The organism is Parabacteroides caeci (assembly GCF_023656795.1).
In the GTDB taxonomy this organism is placed as follows: domain Bacteria; phylum Bacteroidota; class Bacteroidia; order Bacteroidales; family Tannerellaceae; genus Parabacteroides; species Parabacteroides segnis.
In genome coordinates this window covers 63,346-81,881 of the sequence record NZ_JAMOKT010000016.1, presented here as the reverse complement: position 1 = coordinate 81,881, position 18,536 = coordinate 63,346, and the positions used below count along the sequence as shown (strand labels likewise).

General features: G+C 42.5%; 16 protein-coding genes. All 16 read left to right on the top strand.

Going from position 1 to position 18,536, the window contains the following annotated elements:
* The first annotated feature begins 5 nt into the window (after nt 1-5).
* The 16 genes from NBH15_RS10500 to NBH15_RS10425 all read left to right on the top strand — a co-directional run bounded on the left by NBH15_RS10500 (nt 6) and on the right by NBH15_RS10425 (nt 18,479).
* A complete protein-coding gene (locus tag NBH15_RS10500) occupies nt 6-1,688 on the top strand; it encodes a RagB/SusD family nutrient uptake outer membrane protein (RefSeq protein ID WP_250822616.1) in 1,683 nt (560 codons plus the stop codon).
* An 80-nt stretch (nt 1,689-1,768) separates the two neighbouring features.
* Nucleotides 1,769-2,131: a hypothetical protein gene (locus NBH15_RS10495; protein ID WP_128133830.1), complete on the top strand. Its 363-nt coding sequence runs from the start codon at nt 1,769-1,771 to the stop codon at nt 2,129-2,131.
* Nucleotides 2,132-2,233: 102 nt separating this feature from the next.
* The gene (locus NBH15_RS10490; protein ID WP_244050660.1) at nt 2,234-3,424 is read left to right on the top strand and encodes a DUF4934 domain-containing protein; all 1,191 of its coding nucleotides are present in this window, start codon (nt 2,234-2,236) and stop codon (nt 3,422-3,424) included.
* The gene (locus tag NBH15_RS10485) at nt 3,421-4,281 is read left to right on the top strand and encodes a hypothetical protein (protein ID WP_250822615.1); all 861 of its coding nucleotides are present in this window, start codon (nt 3,421-3,423) and stop codon (nt 4,279-4,281) included. Before NBH15_RS10490 ends, NBH15_RS10485 begins: the two co-directional genes overlap by 4 nt.
* Before the next feature lie 11 nt (nt 4,282-4,292).
* Entirely contained in the window at nt 4,293-6,038 is a 1,746-nt protein-coding gene (locus tag NBH15_RS10480; RefSeq protein ID WP_250822614.1) for an O-antigen ligase family protein, read from the top strand.
* A complete protein-coding gene (locus NBH15_RS10475; RefSeq protein WP_250822613.1) occupies nt 6,038-6,637 on the top strand; it encodes a S26 family signal peptidase in 600 nt (199 codons plus the stop codon). Before NBH15_RS10480 ends, NBH15_RS10475 begins: the two co-directional genes overlap by 1 nt.
* The gene (locus tag NBH15_RS10470) at nt 6,616-6,768 is read left to right on the top strand and encodes a S26 family signal peptidase (RefSeq protein ID WP_350472268.1); all 153 of its coding nucleotides are present in this window, start codon (nt 6,616-6,618) and stop codon (nt 6,766-6,768) included. The genes NBH15_RS10475 and NBH15_RS10470 overlap by 22 nt, the downstream gene beginning before the upstream one ends.
* Before the next feature lie 11 nt (nt 6,769-6,779).
* The gene (locus NBH15_RS10465; RefSeq protein WP_128133834.1) at nt 6,780-8,204 is read left to right on the top strand and encodes a transglutaminase domain-containing protein; all 1,425 of its coding nucleotides are present in this window, start codon (nt 6,780-6,782) and stop codon (nt 8,202-8,204) included.
* 38 nt (nt 8,205-8,242) lie between these two features.
* Nucleotides 8,243-9,040, top strand: a complete 798-nt coding sequence (locus NBH15_RS10460) for a DNA-binding domain-containing protein (protein ID WP_128133835.1) — start codon at nt 8,243-8,245, stop codon at nt 9,038-9,040.
* A 122-nt stretch (nt 9,041-9,162) separates the two neighbouring features.
* Nucleotides 9,163-9,432 carry a 6-bladed beta-propeller gene (locus NBH15_RS10455; protein ID WP_233567043.1) on the top strand — a complete coding sequence of 90 codons (270 nt, stop codon included), beginning with the start codon at nt 9,163-9,165 and terminating at the stop codon, nt 9,430-9,432.
* 35 nt (nt 9,433-9,467) lie between these two features.
* A complete protein-coding gene (locus NBH15_RS10450) occupies nt 9,468-10,967 on the top strand; it encodes a hypothetical protein (RefSeq protein WP_244050662.1) in 1,500 nt (499 codons plus the stop codon).
* A 24-nt stretch (nt 10,968-10,991) separates the two neighbouring features.
* Entirely contained in the window at nt 10,992-12,875 is a 1,884-nt protein-coding gene (locus NBH15_RS10445) for an alpha-L-fucosidase (RefSeq protein ID WP_250822611.1), read from the top strand.
* Nucleotides 12,876-12,920: 45 nt separating this feature from the next.
* Complete coding sequence (locus NBH15_RS10440; protein WP_244050664.1) at nt 12,921-14,837, top strand: beta-N-acetylhexosaminidase; 1,917 nt, start codon at nt 12,921-12,923, stop codon at nt 14,835-14,837.
* Between the two features lie 152 nt (nt 14,838-14,989).
* Nucleotides 14,990-16,276 (top strand): putative porin, encoded by a 1,287-nt coding sequence (locus NBH15_RS10435; RefSeq protein WP_128133836.1) that lies wholly within the window; start codon nt 14,990-14,992, stop codon nt 16,274-16,276.
* Between the two features lie 175 nt (nt 16,277-16,451).
* Entirely contained in the window at nt 16,452-17,270 is an 819-nt protein-coding gene (locus NBH15_RS10430) for a phosphate ABC transporter substrate-binding protein (protein ID WP_250822610.1), read from the top strand.
* Between the two features lie 141 nt (nt 17,271-17,411).
* Nucleotides 17,412-18,479, top strand: a complete 1,068-nt coding sequence (locus NBH15_RS10425; RefSeq protein ID WP_128133838.1) for an NAD(P)H-dependent flavin oxidoreductase — start codon at nt 17,412-17,414, stop codon at nt 18,477-18,479.
* Nucleotides 18,480-18,536 lie beyond the last annotated feature (57 nt).

The following is an 18,536-nucleotide window of genomic DNA, read 5'->3' as shown; positions in this document are numbered from 1 at the left end:
ACGTCATGAAATTAAATAATGTATTAAATAAAAAGATGTTGGCTGTGTTTGCCTCCTCTTTTTTACTTTGTGGTTGTGAAGACTTTCTGACAAACGACCACCCGACAGGAATCACGGATGAAGATTTCTGGAAAACGCAAGATGAATGTAGCAGCGCTTTAGGAGCGTGTGCTGTTTGGCCCGGTGGTTCTTATTATTATGAAGAACCATATATGGCTTTGATGCACATGGAAGGTATGACGGACAATATGCATTGGGCTGGAAACTTCAAAAGTGAAATTGGTCAAATAGGGAATGGTACTGCTACAGCTACAACCGGTGGCTATATGAGTGACTTCTGGTCTGATTTCTATAAGCGTATCCGCCGTTGCAACCGCTTCTTGGAGCATGTAAACAGTGCATACTTCATCGATGAAAATGAACGTGAACGTATGATTGCAGAAGCCAATACATGGCGGGCTTGGCACCACATGCGTCTGTTGATGTACTATGGATATCACGATGGTATTCCTATTGTAGACAAGTCGTTGGATGGTACCGAGATTTATAAAGGAAGGAACAGTGTGGATGAGGTACTCGATTTCATCAATAAAGATTTGGATGAGGTTATCGCTATCACCAATAAAGATGTATTCCCTTGGGTATTCGATGACAGCCGCCGTTCTCGTATGTGCCGCTCGTATGCATTGATGCTGAAAATTGATGTGAATCTTCAGTTTAAAAGATATGATGTGGTAAAAGAGGCTTGTAAAAAGTTCTTTACACTTAATGAGGAAGCCAAAAGTGGAGGCATGGGCTATGAACTGTATTATGATCCGGATATGAGTAAAGAGGCTGTTGAAAGACATTATAGCGGTATGTTCACTTATGCCGGCCATAAGAATAAGGAATTCATCATTTACAAAAATGGTGCTGCCTCTGAAGCCTGGTTCCGTAATGCTCCCCAGAGTTTGAGTGGTCAAGGGGCTTCCGGCGTGTTGAAATCGTTGGTAGACGAGTATGAAACAGCCGAAGGCGTTGCTTTGAAAGATTTGCCTGCAGACGAACGCACGAAGTTTGAACACGATCCGTTATACAAACCTCGTGACCCGCGTTTGTATGCAACTGTTATCGTGCCGAATGATAACACTTCTATCTCAGGTTTTGAATATAAGCCGTTTGAAGATGGTGGCGCAGATAATGTGGGTACAGTAGGTGCAGTAAAAACAGGATATATTTTAAAGAAGTTCTTGGATGAGGAAGACCGTTCTCACCCTGCCGGTGGTTCTTTGATCTATCCTTACTACCGTTATGCCGAAGTATTGCTCGACTATGTAGAATCTTTGGTTGAAACCGGTGATTGGCAGAATCCGGATGTAGAAAAATACATCAATATGATTCGTAACCGTGCCGGTCTGCCGAATATGAACAAGACGGTTTACAATACACAGGAAAAAGTGCGTGAACTGTATCGTCGCGAACGCCGTGTTGAATTTAGCTTTGAAAATAAGCGTTATTGGGATATTCGTCGTTGGGGTATTGGTAACGAAACCATGAATGGTCCGGCTTTAGGTGCTTATAACCCAAAGACAAACAATTATGTGAGATTGGAAAACCGCACATGTACATTCCCGAAATACGATGCATGGCCTCTCCCGCAAGATGAATTGAACTCAAATCCGAATATTGAACAGACTTCGGGTTGGTAAATAATTCTTAGAATAGTAGGAGGGGGGCTCCTCCTGCTATTCATTCGATAATAAATTATTAATCTTTAAATTAAACGGTTATGAAAAAAGTAATGTATTTATTAGGAGTAATGATGGCTGTTGTTTTAGCTGGTGTTAATGTATTCTTTGTGGTACAGGATGGTAGGAGTGATTCACTGGAAGTAAAGGATGCTCAGGCAAGTATAACTAGAACTAGTAATGCGGGATGTGATCCAATTAAGTATCAAATAGGGTATAGGGAAGATTGGGAATCTCGCGAAGCTATAGATGGGTATGTAAAGGTAAATGGTGAATCTAGCTTTATCGGAAATATTGTAGGTGGCGGAGAAGTTAAAATTAATGTTCAAGTTCCTGTATGTTCAGATTCGCCTCAAAATTGTTGTGATAAAAAGCATTTAGATAAACCATTTCAGGTTCTTTAATCCTATTTTGACGTTGTTTTGATTTATTAATCCCTAATGATAGTGTGTAATAAATTCAAAGCAACGTCAGTTACATGTAGTAATAATGAATAAAGAAATCCTATGAAGTATTTATTATTTTCTATATTCTATATATTTCTGATTGCATGTTCGGGGCAAAATCAGAAAGGACAAACGGTTTGTGATTTGCAAACGATCAGTATCAAGGAAGGTGAGATTGAAAAGTTAACAGATGCAGATGTTCTTAATTCCATTCATTTCGTGCCGTTGGAGACGACGGATAGCTGTTTGGTAGGAGGAGAGATAAAACAGCTTGAAATATTTGAAGGTAAAATTTTTCTATTGGATATGAATGCGCAAATCTTTGCATTCAACTGTTCTGGTAAATTCCTTCAACGCATAGGGAAACGTGGACCTGGTCCTGAAGAATACGTAAATGCAACCCATCTTTATATTGATCCTTTTCAAAAATGTATTTGTATATACGATGCTTCTACTTCATATATGGTACGATATACTTTGGATGGTACTTATCTGAATAGGAGTAAGGTTCAAATTAATCATAAAAACATTTTAGTTTCACATGTTAATCTTTTGGATAAGAGACATATTTTGATACAACCTAATAACTCTCCAACAAGTTTATATAATTATGTGGTTTTGAATGATGAAAAGAATGAAGTAACTATCCAATCTTATCATTTACCCTATTTAGGTATAGGAGATAACAGTAATTCTTTAGGTAAAGCGAATTATTGTATAGGAAAGAATTTTTATGCAACTAGGTTATTGTCCGATACGATTTATCAGTGGACCAAAGAACAGTTTGTTCCTAAGTTTATTCTTGAGACAGGATTGAAATATACCTCTAAAGAGGTTGTGGATGAATATGCTCCTTATTTTATAATTGCAGAAGCAAAAGGCAAGTTAAATCAAAATGGATATTCAATAGGAATAGATCGTTTATTTTCTACAGATAATTATTTGCATTTACAATATTCAGGATTAGGATACTTTGATGCTATCTTTTGGAACTTTTCATCCAATAAAGGATATTTATACCGAACAGAGTATAATTCAAATCCATTGTCATTGTTTTATCATAATATAATGTCCACATCAGAAGATGCGTTGATCCGGTATTTGACAACAGAGGAACTATATAGGTGGGAAGATAAAATTCGCACCACCAATCACCCGGAAGTACCAGAGTTATATAAAAATCTGAAAGAAGAAGACAATCCGGTATTGGTGTTGTACGATTACGATAAACTTTTGAGTCGATTTAAATGAAAAATACAGTTATATCAGCCTTACTCGTTTTGTTTGTCCTGTTAAACGGTTATTTGTTGTACAAAACGGTTTATCAGCAGATTCGTATTGCTCGCTTAGAAAGGAAAAATTCTGATCTGGTGGTTTCGAATGCCAATTATGAAGAAATCAACCATTATCTCGGTTATATCCTGCGGAAGAATCAGGAGGCAACCTATAAGCCGCTGGTTATGAATCAACGAATTTCGTCCTTTCTTGCTTCTCAACCCAAAGACAGCTATATTTTGGTGAGGTACGACGTGAATATATGTTCGACCTGTTTAGTGAAGTTCTTTAATTGGTTGAACGAATTGATAAAAAGAGCTGGTAGTGATAATGTCCTTCTGTTTCAGATAGGTGAAAGCGACCATCCGGATGTCGCTGCGGCTATGCCGAAGAAATGTAGGATTGTCCCGATTAAAGCGGACGAACTCTATTCAGAAGTGTATCCGGAGACAGAAACCCCTTATACATTTGTCTATAAGAAAGGCGAAAAGTTCCCATTCCTGTTTGCCATGTATCCGGACGACATCATTGGTATGAATGAAATGTATTGGGATAGTTTTGTCAGTTACATACGTAATACAGCCACATTTGAAAGCGATGTGGAGTTGTGCGATACAACTTTTTTTATTCGTGATGCTGTAGAAATATGGGCGGACTATAAAACGGATGTGCAATTGGAAAAGGGGGATTCCTTGTTGCTTCCGAACGGGCGAAAGGTGGTGATACGTTCCACCATTCCTAAAGGGGCTTCGCTTCGTTACCCGCATTATGAATATTCAAAGGGAAATTGTTGCGATAAAGACTTTTTGAAACAGGAGTATCGATTTCCTTAAAATGTAAAAATATGAAAGGTATTATCTGTAAATACTTATATACGATAGCCCTTGTCGCTCCTTTGTTGGCTGTAGTTGTTGTCAACAACCAGTGGGCGTATGGTGCCATTTATTACCGGTACGGTTGGTTTTATCTGACTGTATTTGTGATTTTGTTGTTTACCGTTTTGGATTTTTTGTTCCGGAAAGGTGGAGGCAAACTGTTTCGTGTATCTGTATTGGATATGATCCTTTTCCTTTTTATCTCTTATTTGGCTGTCAATTATTATTTATCGACATCCATCTCTGAAACGTATTTGTGCTTGTCGATTTTGCTATATGTCTATTATATCTGTTTTCGGTATGCTTTTGTTGTGAAAAGATTGTCGGTACGTCCGGTCTTGTTTACCTTATTGGGAGTGGGAGGCATAGAGGCCGTTTGGGGAATACTTCAAATATATAGGCTTTTGCCTTCTTATCATGCTAACTTTTTAATCACTGGAAGTTTTTTGAATCCGGGGCCTTTTGGTGGTTTTCTGGCCATTTGTGTTCCGTTGGCAGTATATGCTTTTTTGAATGAAGAGAAACAAAGAATTAAAGGCTTATTGGTCTTTTTACTTTTGCTGTTTGTTGCCGCTTTGCCTGCTTCTATGAGTAGGACGGCATGGATTGCTTCTTTTGGCGGTACTCTTTATGTCGTTGTATCGCATTATGGATGGTTTGAAAAAATGAAACAGATAAAAAACTGGCAAAAGATTGTTTGGGTTATTTTATGTTTTATCACTTTTACTATTGTTATTTATTTCTTGTTTATATTGAAAAGTAACTCGGTGTTCGGGCGTTTTCAGGTTTGGTTCGTATCTCTCCAGGTATTGGCAGAACACTTTTTTACCGGTGTCGGTTTGGGGAATTTTTCGGCAGCATACGGATTGAAACAGATTGCCTGTTTTACCACACCGGGCATATTCCCCTTGGATGAAAAGTTGGCAGATTGTCCGGAATATGCGTTCAATGAATTTATCCATATAGGGGTGGAGTTGGGCATTGGAGGGGTTTTATTCCTTATCGCTATTTTTTATATGGCTTTGCGGAACAGTCGCTGTACCCATAAAGGAGTTACCGGTTCATTGATCGTATTGTTTATATTTTCTTTGTTTTCTTATCCGCTCAGATTGTTACCTTTTTTGATCGTATTTGCTTTTTTATTATCAGTACAATCTGAGAAGGCGGGAATAACGTTGGGATGTCCGAACCTTTGGGTAGCTAAAACGACTATGTTGTTGTTTTTCTGCCTGTCTATCCTTTTGTTTGGAAACAGGTTGGCGCATTATGAAGCATTGAAAGTATGGAATAAAGCTGTTTATACAAACGAATTTAAACAAGGTTATCGTTATTTGCGCGATCAGCGTTTGTATTTGACCAATTATATAGATGCCTTGATTGTTGAAAAAAGATACTTTGAAGCTAATTGTGCGATCCATCAGCTGCAATCGTATTGTTGTGATTTACGCCCTTATATATTAGCCGGAATGAATTATCAAAGCTTGGATGATTTCAAACGGGCGGAAAACTGTTTTTTGAATGGCCATTATTTGGTGCCTGAACGTCTTCTGCCTTGTTATTTTCTAGCCCGTTTATACCTTCAATATGAACAAAAAGAGCAAGCTCTTCAGTGGGCAGAACATATAGTGAACAAAGAAGTTCGCATCCAGTCGGAGTTGGCTTTCAATATACAACAGGAGATGGAGAAATTGATAAAAGAACATAAATCCTTATAATGATGAAGCGTAGGACTTTATATATGATAGGAGGAATCGTATTCTTGTTGGCAAATATCTTTTTGTTTGCAGGTTCTTCGGTGTTTGTTTTCTCGCATGTCGTGTCGGAATCGATGATGCCGACGGTGTTGAAAGGCGACTATGTCGTTTCGTGCCAGTTCATCCCCGGTTGGAGATTGGCGCATACGGACCGGGATACGGTTTCGGTAAAACGGATTTTCCCGTTGTCGGCTATTCGGCGAAATGATTTGGTTGTGTTCAATTTCCCTTTTGTAGATAATGGTTGGAGGATGATATACAATACAGGTAATTATTATATAAAACGATGTGTGGGACTTCCGGGAGATACTCTTTTGAAGGAGGAAGGAAAATGGGATGTGGATAGCAAACTTGGTTCGCGAAAGACAATTTATATACCTAAGCAAGGAGATACCATACCTTTAAATAAAGATAATTATATGTTGTATTGGCGGTGTATGGATTATGAAACGAGGATGGATTTGGAATATAAGGATTCGACCTTTTTTTCAATGGAAGAAAATTGGATTATTATGTGTTCAAGAAGAACTACTATTTTATGCTGGGCGATAACTGGATGAATTCGAATGACTCTCGCCATTGGGGATTATTGCCCGAAGATTTCATTGTGGGTAAGTCGTTGTTTGTTTGCTATTCGGTTGATCCTGAAACAAAACGGCTTCGATATGGTCGAATAGGTAAAAAACTATAAAGCTTGGAGATATGCAAATAAAATATTTGTTTTGGGTGCTAGCGTTTGTTTTCGCTGGATGCGTGAAGACAAATGACAAGGAAATCGAAGTTTATTTTCGTAGTTCCGGAGATTCTTTGTGTCTTTATGCCTATTTGCATTTGCAGGAACAGTTGCCTCCTGAAAAATTGGAATGTTTGACAATCGATAAATCTTTTTTAATTCAAGACATTGAAAGGGCAGTAAGTACTTATAAGAAACGGCTGGAAACTTCTTATATTCCGTTTAGCTTGTTTGAAGAATATTTGCTTCCACCTGTCATAGAAGACGAACCGTTGGAAAATTGGCGGGAGATATGTTTGGATAAATTTTCGTTTCAGAACACTTTGGATGTAGTGGAAGTGTGTGATACGGTTAACGCATTGCTGAGTAAGGATTTTTCTTTTAGTTACGGAGAGATACCTGCCCGCTATTTGTCGTGGAGTTATTTGGACACGTTGACAAAAGGCGATTGCTACCACATGGCAAAGTCTGTGTTGTATCCGTTAAGGGCGTTAGGTTATCCTTGTACGATTGATTTTAGTCCCTGTTGGGGAAATACGACCGGTGGGCATTCATGGAATGTGGTTTATATAGAAGGGAAGATGATTCCGTTTATGGGACGTGAAAAAGGGGTATATGCATACGACCCTTTCCGGATTTATAACTTTGAAAACCCCGAAAGGATGAATCCTGCACGTTATCCGGGAAAAGTGTATAGAAAAACATTCTCTGCTAATAAAAAGTTAAAACAGTTGATAGGGCATATTTCAATGGATGATTTGCCACCTTTTTTATCAGACTGTCGAATGATGGATGTGACGGCCGAATATCTGCCTGTATCGGATGTGGAGATAGAGGTTACAGATACGATTCCTGCGGAAGAATCGGTTTATCTTGCTGTCTATTCGGATGACTGGACGGCCACAGCCTATACTGATACGTATCAAAATAGGATAGCGACTTTTAAAGATGTGAAGAATGAAATGCTCTACATGCCGGTTGTCTATCGAAAAGGAAATATATATCCGATTGATCGCCCTTTCATAGTGGATAGGGTAGGTGAAAAAAGATTTTTGACAGCGGATGATTCGACGGAAAGATGTGTAGTATCTTATCTATTACCTTTAATGACCGAAATGTCAACTGCTGTGGCCAACAAAGATCGATTACCGAAAGATATTTTCGACCGCCTGTATTCCGGCGAAGCACGTAAAAGGCCTGTTAATGGCGAAGCTTATTCTCTTTTTTATTGGAATGCTAACCAATGGCAATATATCGGCACTGAAATTGCAACTAATAATCATATTATTTTCCCGGAAGTTCCTCAAAATGCCTTGCTGTATTTGGCAGACAAAGACAAGAAGTTCGTAGGGCGATGTTTTACCTTGAATAAAGGAGAAATGATTTGGTGGTAATAAGAAAATCCAAATGAATATATAACCAGCGTAACTTTATGGTTGCGTTTAATTTAAATTATAATATCATGAGTGCATTCACAAAATTCTGGAAAGTATGGTTGAACTTGAACCTGCTTACCAAAGACGTAGAGAACGATTACACAGCAGAAGTATCTACTGTAGGGAAAACATCACGCAACGAAGACATCGCGAAACAGATTATCGAGGAAGGTTCTGAAATAAAGTATGATACTTTATTGTCTGTCATCAACCAGCACGACCGTATTATCCGTGAATTGTTGCAAAACGGCACCAGCGTATTGACCGGGGTTGCCCTCTATTCACCGAGTGTGGGGGGAGTATGGAATAGTTCTACTGAGAAGTATAATCCTGAGAAACATAAGGTTTCAGTCAGTATAAGTCCTTCTGCCGAGCTGCGGAAAGCTCTTTCGGTAGTTGGCTTGGAAGTGCTGGGCGTGAAAGACAGTACCGCGCGTATCGGTTTGGTGACTGATACGGCTACCGGCTTGACCGACGGTTCGATGACACCGGGCGACGATATCTTGATCTCCGGCGAAAAGATCCGGGTTGCTGGAGAAGCTGAAGGTGTCGGTGTATTCTTTATCGATTCGAAAGGCGTGGAAACGGCAGTTACCCGTCGCTTGACACAGAATGATCCGAAGACAGTGATTGCCCGTGTGCCGGCAGAATTGGCCGAAGGCACATATACGCTCCGTATTGTCACGCAGTATTCCAATAGCAATACCTTATTGAAGGCTCCGCGTGTGATTGAATACGAGCATGCTTTGCGTATTGGCAACGGTGGAGGTAGCGACCGTCCGGAAATCGAATAATTTGTTCGATCGACAGACGTACACCTGTTCGACTGACAGAGGCGCTTCTGTTTGATCGACAGGCGTACGTCTGTTCAGTTGACAGCAACGTGGAGTGTGACCTATGATTAAATTATCCCCCAATGAAATCTGAAAAGATGGAGACGAAGCAGAAGGCTTTCATGATTCCCGCCTCATGGAATAGTTTCGACTTGGGTAGCCGATATCCGTTTTCTTCCTTTCAATTGGATTTTTATTATACAAAAGCATTGGACTATACGGTTTATCAAATGGATGAAGCGGATGGCAGTTTCTTCCCTAAATATCGGTTTGATTTGGGCGACAGGAGTTGGCCCGAAGATGCCAAAGAAGTTCAACCATACGAAGAACTGCGGAGGAGTAATATTATTTAAAATAAAAACATATTCAGTAATCAAATAGAAAGTGTATGAAGAAACATTGGATGTTATTGGCGGCATTGTTCATGCTGTCTTGTTCGGACGATAACGATCCGATAAAAGAGGAACCGGAAACGGACGAACCGGATGAACCGGGAATAGAAGTGGTTGAACCGGAACCATATCGTGCAAGCCGTATGTTGATCAAACATGGGTTGCAGTTGCAGTGTTGGGTGGCTACCGATAATTATGAATTGGGTGGAAAAGCCGGGCAGCCAGCCTATAACCTGTCGATTCCGGATTGGAAGCTGACGGGGTTTACTGGGCCTACTTTTTACGGACCGCCTCTGATCAACACTTCTTATTTCAAGGAATTTCCCGATAGCCAGTGGGCAATAGCCAAAGCGCCTCATGCCGATCAGTTGAAGAAAGAACCGACGGATTATGAAGAGAAGAACGGGTTCCTTTCGGAAGATCAGTTGAAGTACCTGGACAAACTGACTACGATCTGTTTCGGTGACGAAGAAAACTACTCGTTTGACGTGGCGAAGATACTGAAAAAGTGGTATGACGTGGCGCGCCGTTTGTATCCGGACGCCTTGTTGCATAACAATCAATTCGCCGGGCAGTGGAGCCGGACGGATATGCTTACTTACATCAAACTTGCCAAGCCGGATTTGCTGACCTACGATTGGTATTATTTCCATACCTGGGATAAGGATAATTATATAGGAGCCAAAGACATGGCCGGGCATCTGGCCGAATACCGCGATCTGGCGTTAGGCGGATGGGAAGGTAACAAGAAAGATTATATGGCGTTCGGACAATATTCGCTGGGATTTGTAAACGAAGGCACCTACAAACTGACTGAATCGCAATTGCGCCTGTATTATTATATGACCTGGACGTTCGGCGGGAAGTGGCTGAACTGGTTCCGCTTCTTACAAGGGGATGGTTATGGAGGACAAACGGCACCGACCGACTGGTCGCTATTGCTGGAACAGGGGATGCCCGGGCATCCGACCAAACACATGGATTGGGTGAACCGTTGCAATCGCGAGAGCCTGCATATTGGCGATTATTTGGTGCGTTTGAAAACAACCGATGTCCGTTATGTGCCGGGTACCACTAAATATACGGAAGGCAAACCGGGGATGATTTCCGTTCTTAATCCGGAGGCTTCGTTCTTGAAAAAGGCTGAGGGCAGGATCGTGTCGGAGCCGGAGGAAGGTGCCGATTTGTATGTTGGTTTCTTTGATGTCATACCGAAGGAAGAGCAGGGTGACCCGGGCTTCTTCAAGGAAGGCGAAAAGACGTTTTTCATGGTCACCAACGGGTATGCTTCGAAGTTGGAGGAAGAGGCTGCTCCTTTGACACAGCGTGTCCGGTTGGGTATAGACTTAGCTGAAGCCGGTGCCACAAACTGTTATTGGATTAATCCGGAGACAGGTAAAAAAGAATCACTGGAGGCTATAGGCAAAGAAGATGATACGACCTATTTTCAAGTGGATTTGCAGGGAGGAAGCGGAGCTTTATTTATGGTAGAATAAGCAGATTAATAAAAGAAAGGGAAGATGAAAAAAGATTGTTTATTATTGGTTTTGATCGCATTATTTAATTTAACAGGTTGTGAGCAGCCGAAAGCGCCGGAGGCATGCGGACCAGTTCCGACGGAAGCCCAACTTAAATGGCAGGAGCTGGAGCGTTATGCTTTTATTCATTTCAGTATGAATACGTTTACCGATATGGAATGGGGATATGGTGATAAAGATCCCCAATTATTTAATCCGTCGGAACTGGATTGCAGGCAGTGGTGTCGGTTATTTAAGGACGCTGGAATGAAGGGGGTTATTCTGACGGCAAAACATCATGATGGTTTTTGTTTGTGGCCTTCGGCTTATACGGATTATAGTGTGAAACAATCTCCGTGGAGGAATGGTAATGGGGATTTAGTGCGTGAACTGGCTGACGCCTGTAAAGAATATGGATTGAAGTTGGGTATTTACCTTTCTCCCTGGGATAGAAATCATAAAGAATATGGAACGGAAGCTTATATCACCTATTTCAGAAATCAACTGAATGAGCTGTTGACGAATTACGGAGATATTTTTGAAGTTTGGTTTGATGGTGCAAATGGCGGTTCCGGTTATTATGGCGGGGCGGATGAAACACGTAGCGTAGATCGTAAGACCTATTATGACTGGCCCGGTACCAATCAATTGGTAAAAAAATTACAGCCGGATGCTGTAATTTTTAGTGATGCAGGTCCTGATGTTCGTTGGTGTGGAAACGAGGCCGGATGGGTAGGTGAGACAAATTGGAGCACGCTTCGAAGAGAAGAAGTCTGGCCGGGATGGCCTCATTATCAGCAATTGCAGAATGGACATGAAGATGGTTCGTACTGGGTACCGGCAGAAGTGAATGTCTCTATTCGTCCGGGGTGGTTCTATCATGAAGATCAGGATGAACAGGTGAAGACTGTCGATCAGTTACTTGATGTGTATTATCATTCGGTCGGTCGTAATGCTACTTGGAATTTGAATATTCCGATCGACAAACGTGGGTTGGTTCACCCGACCGATTCTGCCGTCCTAATGGAAGTTGCAAAGATCTTACAGAATAACTTCAAAGAAAACTTAGCACTACAAGCAGAGGTCAGGGCTTCGAATGTGAGGGGGAAAGATTTTGCTGCTGCTCATTTAATTGATGGAAACAAAGATTCTTATTGGGCAACGGATGACGAGGTGACTTCTGCTTCTGTGGAGTTTGATTTTAAAGTTCCTACCGCGATCAATCAATTCTTGGTGCAGGAATATATTCGCTTGGGACAGCGTGTAAAAGCGTTTACTTTGGAAGCCTTTGTCGGTGATGAATGGCAGGTTGTGGCGACAGGCTCGACAATCGGATATAAGCGAATCTTGCGTTTCCCAACAGTGGAAACACAAAAACTTCGTTTCACGATTAATGATGCAAAGGCTTGCCCCTTATTATCGAACGTCGAAATTTATCGGGGAGAAGAAAGGAATATAAAAACTTCGGAGGAACAGGCTACTCTTCATTCGGGACAGGAAAAATCAGAATGGAAGGTCTTGTCGAAAGGGATTACTCCAAGCGATTATTTATTGGATGGAAATTACCAGACGGTTTATCGCCAGGCTGAACGTTCGATTGTTGTCGATTTGACGAATAAGTTGGGGGTAAAAGGTTTTCAATATTTGCCCAATACCGAAATAGGCTCGGATGGGTTGATATTCGAATATAAGTTTGAAGTATCGGAGGATGGAAAAGAGTGGCAGGTTGTGAAAGAAGGCGAGTTCTCGAATATTCAAAACAACCCTGTTTTGCAGACAGTTTCTTTTGAACTGGTGCAAGCGCGTTATGTAAAACTTTCGGCGAGAAGTGTTGTAAATGACGCTCCTACGATTGAATGTGCAGAATTAGATGTGGTAATTGAATAACTATTCTTATCTTCGAGCACTAATTGTAAATATGTTTGAAATAGAATGAAGAAGTCATTACATGCATTTTTAATGACGGGAATAGTCTGTATAAGTATTTCTTGTTCCCGTCAGTCTGTAAGTGAGCGTGATACGCTTGCCTTGATTCCTGTTCCACAGGAAATGAAAGTAAACTCTGATTCTTTTACGCTTACCCGTAATGCTGCGATTACGCTCGATCAGTCGAATCAGGCATTGGTGGGAATTGCCGAATATTTGAATGAGAAAATTTCACCTGCTACAGGTTTTGAACTTTCGGTAGAAAAGCATGGGAAAATAGAATTCAAGCTGGTGGAGGATGCGTCTTTAGGGGATGAAGGTTATCAGCTGAAAGTGAAACATTCAGATATCCTTATTACAGCCAATAAGCCTGCGGGTATCTTTTATGGTGTACAAACACTGTTACAGATGTTTCCGGCGGAGATTAAAAGCAATACTGTGCAGCCTAAAGATAAGAAATGGACTATTCCTTGTGCTGAAATCACTGACAAACCCCAGTTCCCCTGGCGCGGGCTGATGCTCGACGTTAGTCGCCACTGGTTTACCAAGGAAGAAGTTTTGAAGTATATTGATGAACTGGCCGAATACAAGATGAATGTCTTCCATTGGCACCTGACGGACGACCAGGGATGGCGCCTGGAAATAAAGTCCTTGCCGAAACTGACGGAAGTTGGTGCCTGGCGTGCTCCCCGTGTGGGCCAATGGTGGCAGCGTGAACGTCAGCAACCGGGAGAGGAAACTACCTACGGCGGTTTCTACACCCAGGAAGATGTGAAAGAAGTGCTGGCCTATGCAGCAAAACGTTATGTACGTGTTATTCCTGAAATAGACGTACCCGGACATAGCGTCGCAGCGTTGGTCGCTTATCCGGAACTGTCCTGTATGAAAGCTCCGGATGCTGTGAATGTCGGAAATAAGTTCTACGGAGAAGATGAAAATACCCTTTGTATCGGAAAGGATTATACATTCGAGTTCATGGATAAGGTACTGACGGAAGTTGCCGCCCTTTTCCCGGATGAATATGTACATATCGGAGGTGATGAATGTTTTAAAGGCTTCTGGCATAAATGTCCTCGTTGCCAGGCCCGCATGAAGGCAGAGAACCTGAAGAATGAAGAAGAACTGCAAAGTTATTTCATCCACCGGATGGGCGATTTGCTGAAGTCGAAAGGAAAGAAACTGGTCGGCTGGGATGAAATCCTGGAAGGCGGTCTGGCTCCCGATGCGAACGTAATGAGCTGGCGTGGTATGGAAGGTGGTATCAAAGCGGCTAAAGCCGGCCATCATGTGATTATGACTCCGACGGAACATTGTTACCTGGATTTATGGCAAGGGGAACCTTCTGTTGAACCGGATACCTATTCTATGTGCCGTCTGAAAGATTCATACAGTTTCAACCCCGTACCGGAAGGCGTTCCGGCCGAAATGGTGCTGGGCGGACAAGGAAACCTGTGGGCTGAATCGCTTCCTACTTTCCGTCATGTCGAATACATGACCTGGCCGCGCGGATGGGCCTTGTCGGAAGTATTATGGAGCGGGCCGGCTAAAACGGATTGGGAGAAATTCTGGCCGCGTGTCGAAAAACATTTTGTCCGTGCCGACCAGGCAGATATAAACTATGCCCGCAGTATGTATAATGCAATTGTGAGCCCGTACTTGCAGGATGGTGTTTTGCAGGTGGAACTAGGTAGTGAGATTGCCGGAACGGATATCTACTATACATTCGATAATACGGACCCGGATAGCCATACTCCGAAATATACCGAGCCGTTGAGCATACCGAAAAATGCAACCTGGTTGCGTATCGTGACCTATCGCGACGGTAAACCGGTTGGCAAAGTAATCACCCTGACAACAAAGGAACTGGCAAAGCGTGCCGAGTCCGACAAAAGAACCGGTCACGGGAATCTGACTGTTGAGTAACAGTCTTTTAACGAGTTGTTTGTAACATATTTGTAACAACTTGGTTTTATCTTTGTAATAAGGTTGAAATATGTGTGAAACAGAAAAGCTGTTTCTTTGCTGCCGGAAACAGTGATGTAACATATTTTTCACCGCAACCAACAAAGTTAGGAATGAAGATAACAAAATTAATGGCGCTTGTCCTGTTGGCGCTGCTTCCCTTTCTCGCGGAAGCTCAGAACACGGAACAAATAGATGCCCGCATCGATTCGCTTGCGGAAGAGACAGCAACACTGGATAAAATAGTGCAGAAACTGAGCAAATTTAAAGTTTCTGCCTATATCCAGGGTCAATTTCAGTACGGACAGGAGGATGCAACCCTGAAAGTCGGCGATAAGAACGAACATGAAGATAAAGGTTTTAACCGTATCGGTATCCGCCGGGGACGACTGAAGTTTGAATATAACGACGGCATCGGAACCGGAGCAGTACAGATTGAGGCCAACGACAAAGGCGTCAGCTTCCGTGACCTTTATATCGGTATCAAAGACCCCTGGACGAAACGCAGTCAGTTGATGGCCGGTGTCTTCAACCGTCCTTTCGGACATGAGATAGGTTACTCTACCAGTGGCCTGGAATCGCCTGAACGTGCAACGATTATCCAGTATTTTTTCCCGGACGAACGTGACCTGGGTGCTATGCTGACGCTGCGTACCAAAAAAGAAAGTCCTCTCGCTTTCCTCCGTCTGGATGCCGGTCTGTTTGCCGGAAACAGTATCAACCGCGAAACCGATAACCGCAAAGACTTTATCGGTCGTCTGGGTGCTGACAAGGAAATCGGCAACTGGGGTAAATGGGGAGCAGGTATTTCTTATTACAACGGAGGCGTCTACAACCCGACTACAACTGCCTATGAGATGGACGGCAAGCGTTTTATCGAAGTTGATAAAGGTGAAACCGGAACGTATATGAAACGTGAATATATCGGTATGGATGCCCGGTTCAGTTTCTTGAGTTCATGGGGAACAACCTCTTTACGTGCCGAAGGTCTTTTAGGCACACAGCCGGGAATTGCCTCCAGCAGCAAAAGTCCGAATACCGGAACACGTCCGGAGAATCTTCCCGAAAATGCCTTGTTCAAACGTCCTTTTATCGGTTATTTCTTCTACCTGGTACAGGACATCGGGACTTCCCCATTCTCTGCCGTACTTAAATATGATGTATACGACCCTAATACGAAACTGAAAGGTAACGAAATAGGTACGGATAACTCATTTACTTCTAAAACAGATTTGGCCCAAAGTACATTAGGCATCGGCGGTTTATACCGTTTCAACAAACATATCCGTGTCCAGGCTTACTACGAATTCAACTTCAATGAAAAGAGCGACTTCGTAAAAGGATATGAAAAAGACCGTAAGGATAATGTGCTGACGGTTCGTTTGCAATACAAATTCTGACAATAAACAGCCGACAGGCATTTTTTGAAAAGGGTGCATGCTTTTCCCGAAGAGCATGCACCCTTTTTGGGTATAGCATGTATCCTTTTTATTCATAGAAATGTAATATCTGTTTCATGTAGTTGAAATACTTGTGTTGTTCCTTTGCATCAGGAAATTAATTCAAATAAGAGTAATGAAAAAGACAATTCTTTTGGCAGCTATGGCAGCCTGTTTGTTTGCAACAAATGTATTTGCACAGAAAATTAAAGGAAGTGATACCTGTTTGCCGGTCAGCCAGACAGAAGCTGAAAACTTTATGAATAAGAATAAAGGAACCAAAGTGACTGTAACAGGCGGTGGTTCCGGTGTCGGCATCTCCGCCCTGATGGAAGGAACAACCGATATCGCCATGTCTTCCCGTAAAATGAAATTCGACGAGAAAGTCCGTTTGCAGGAAGCAAAGAAGAATGCAAAGGAAGTGGTTATTGCCTACGACGCTCTGGCTGTAGTGGTTCACCCCTCCAATAAGGTGGATAACCTGACCCGCGAACAACTGGAAGGTATCTTCACCGGAAAAATCAAGAACTGGAAGGAAGTAGGCGGAGCCGATATGAAGATTGTTGCTTATTCGCGCGAGACTTCATCCGGTACATACGAGTTCTTCAAGGAAAGCGTATTGAAAAATAAGAACTATATGAACGGTATCCTGAGCATGCCTGCAACCGGAGCCATTATCCAGTCGGTCAGCCAGACAAAAGGCGCTATCGGTTACGTCGGCCTGGCCTATGTAAACAAAGATGTCAAGGCGCTGCATGTGTCTTATGATGCCGGCAAAAGTTTCGTTGAACCTTCATTTGCCAATGCGAAAAATAAGACTTATCCGATTGTCCGTCCTTTGTTCTATTACTATGAAGCAAAGAGTGAAGGTAGGGTAAAACCTTTCATCGACTATGTACTCTCTGCCGAAGGCCAGGAGACTGTTAAAAAAGTAGGATATATCCCCGTAAAATAAGATAATAACTCCCGTTTTTCCCACGGATCGATAATATTGCACAAAAGTGTTATACTTGTGCAATATTATTGGTCCTTTTTGCACATCATTTGGTTTATTGTGCTACCTTTGCCTCGCATTTATAAACTATATAAACATTTCATGAAGACATTAACAATCGGAGATTTGAAACCTCGCTTCCCAATCATCCAAGGTGGGATGGGCGTAGGCATTTCTCTATCCGGCTTAGCCTCAGCCGTAGCAAATGAAGGTGGGATTGGCGTTATCTCCGCTGCCGGTCTCGGACTTTTATATAAAAAGCTATCACCCAATTACACAGAAGCAGGCAACCTGGGCCTGGCCGAAGAAATCCGTAAAGCCCGTGAAAAGGCAAAAGGTATCATCGGTGTAAACGTAATGGTGGCTCTTTCCGATTTCGCAGAACTGGTGAAGACGAGTATCGCCGAGAAGGTAGATATCATCTTCAGCGGTGCCGGACTGCCGCTCGACCTGCCGTCGTTCCTCAAGAAAGACAGCGTGACGAAGCTGGTGCCCATCGTATCAAGCGCCCGTGCCGTACGTATCATCTGCGAGAAATGGAAGAACAACTACGACTATCTTCCCGATGCCGTTGTACTGGAAGGCCCTAAGGCCGGCGGTCACCTCGGTTATAAGGAAAACCAGTTGGAAGACGAACATTTCTCACTGGAAGAATTACTTCCGCAGGTTGTGCAGGAAGTATCTGTTTTCGAACAGAAATACAACAAGAGAATCCCGGTAATTGCAGCAGGAGGCATTTATACGGGTGAAGATATCAAACGCGTGATGGACCTTGGAGCATCGGGCGTTCAATTAGGAACCCGTTTCGTCACTACTACCGAGTGCGACGCCAGCGATGCTTTCAAAGAAAGCTATATCAAGGCGGAAGAAAAGGACATCGAGATTATCAAGAGTCCTGTCGGAATGCCGGGGCGTGCCATCCATTGCAACTTCCTCGAGAAGGTGAAGGCCGGCATCAAGCAACCGAAAGCGTGCCCGTTCAACTGCATCAAGACGTGTGATATTTCGAAGAGTCCATACTGCATCGTTACGGCGCTGTATAATGCTTTCAAAGGAAACTTTGAAAACGGATATGCCTTTGCCGGAAGCAATGCCTGGAGGACCAGCCGTATCATGTCGGTGAAGGAGACAATCAACGAACTCATTAGTGAGTGGAAAGCAAAAGAATAAATTTTGTCTACTTATATGAATACAAAAAGCCCCGGTAAGCATGATGCCTATCGGGGC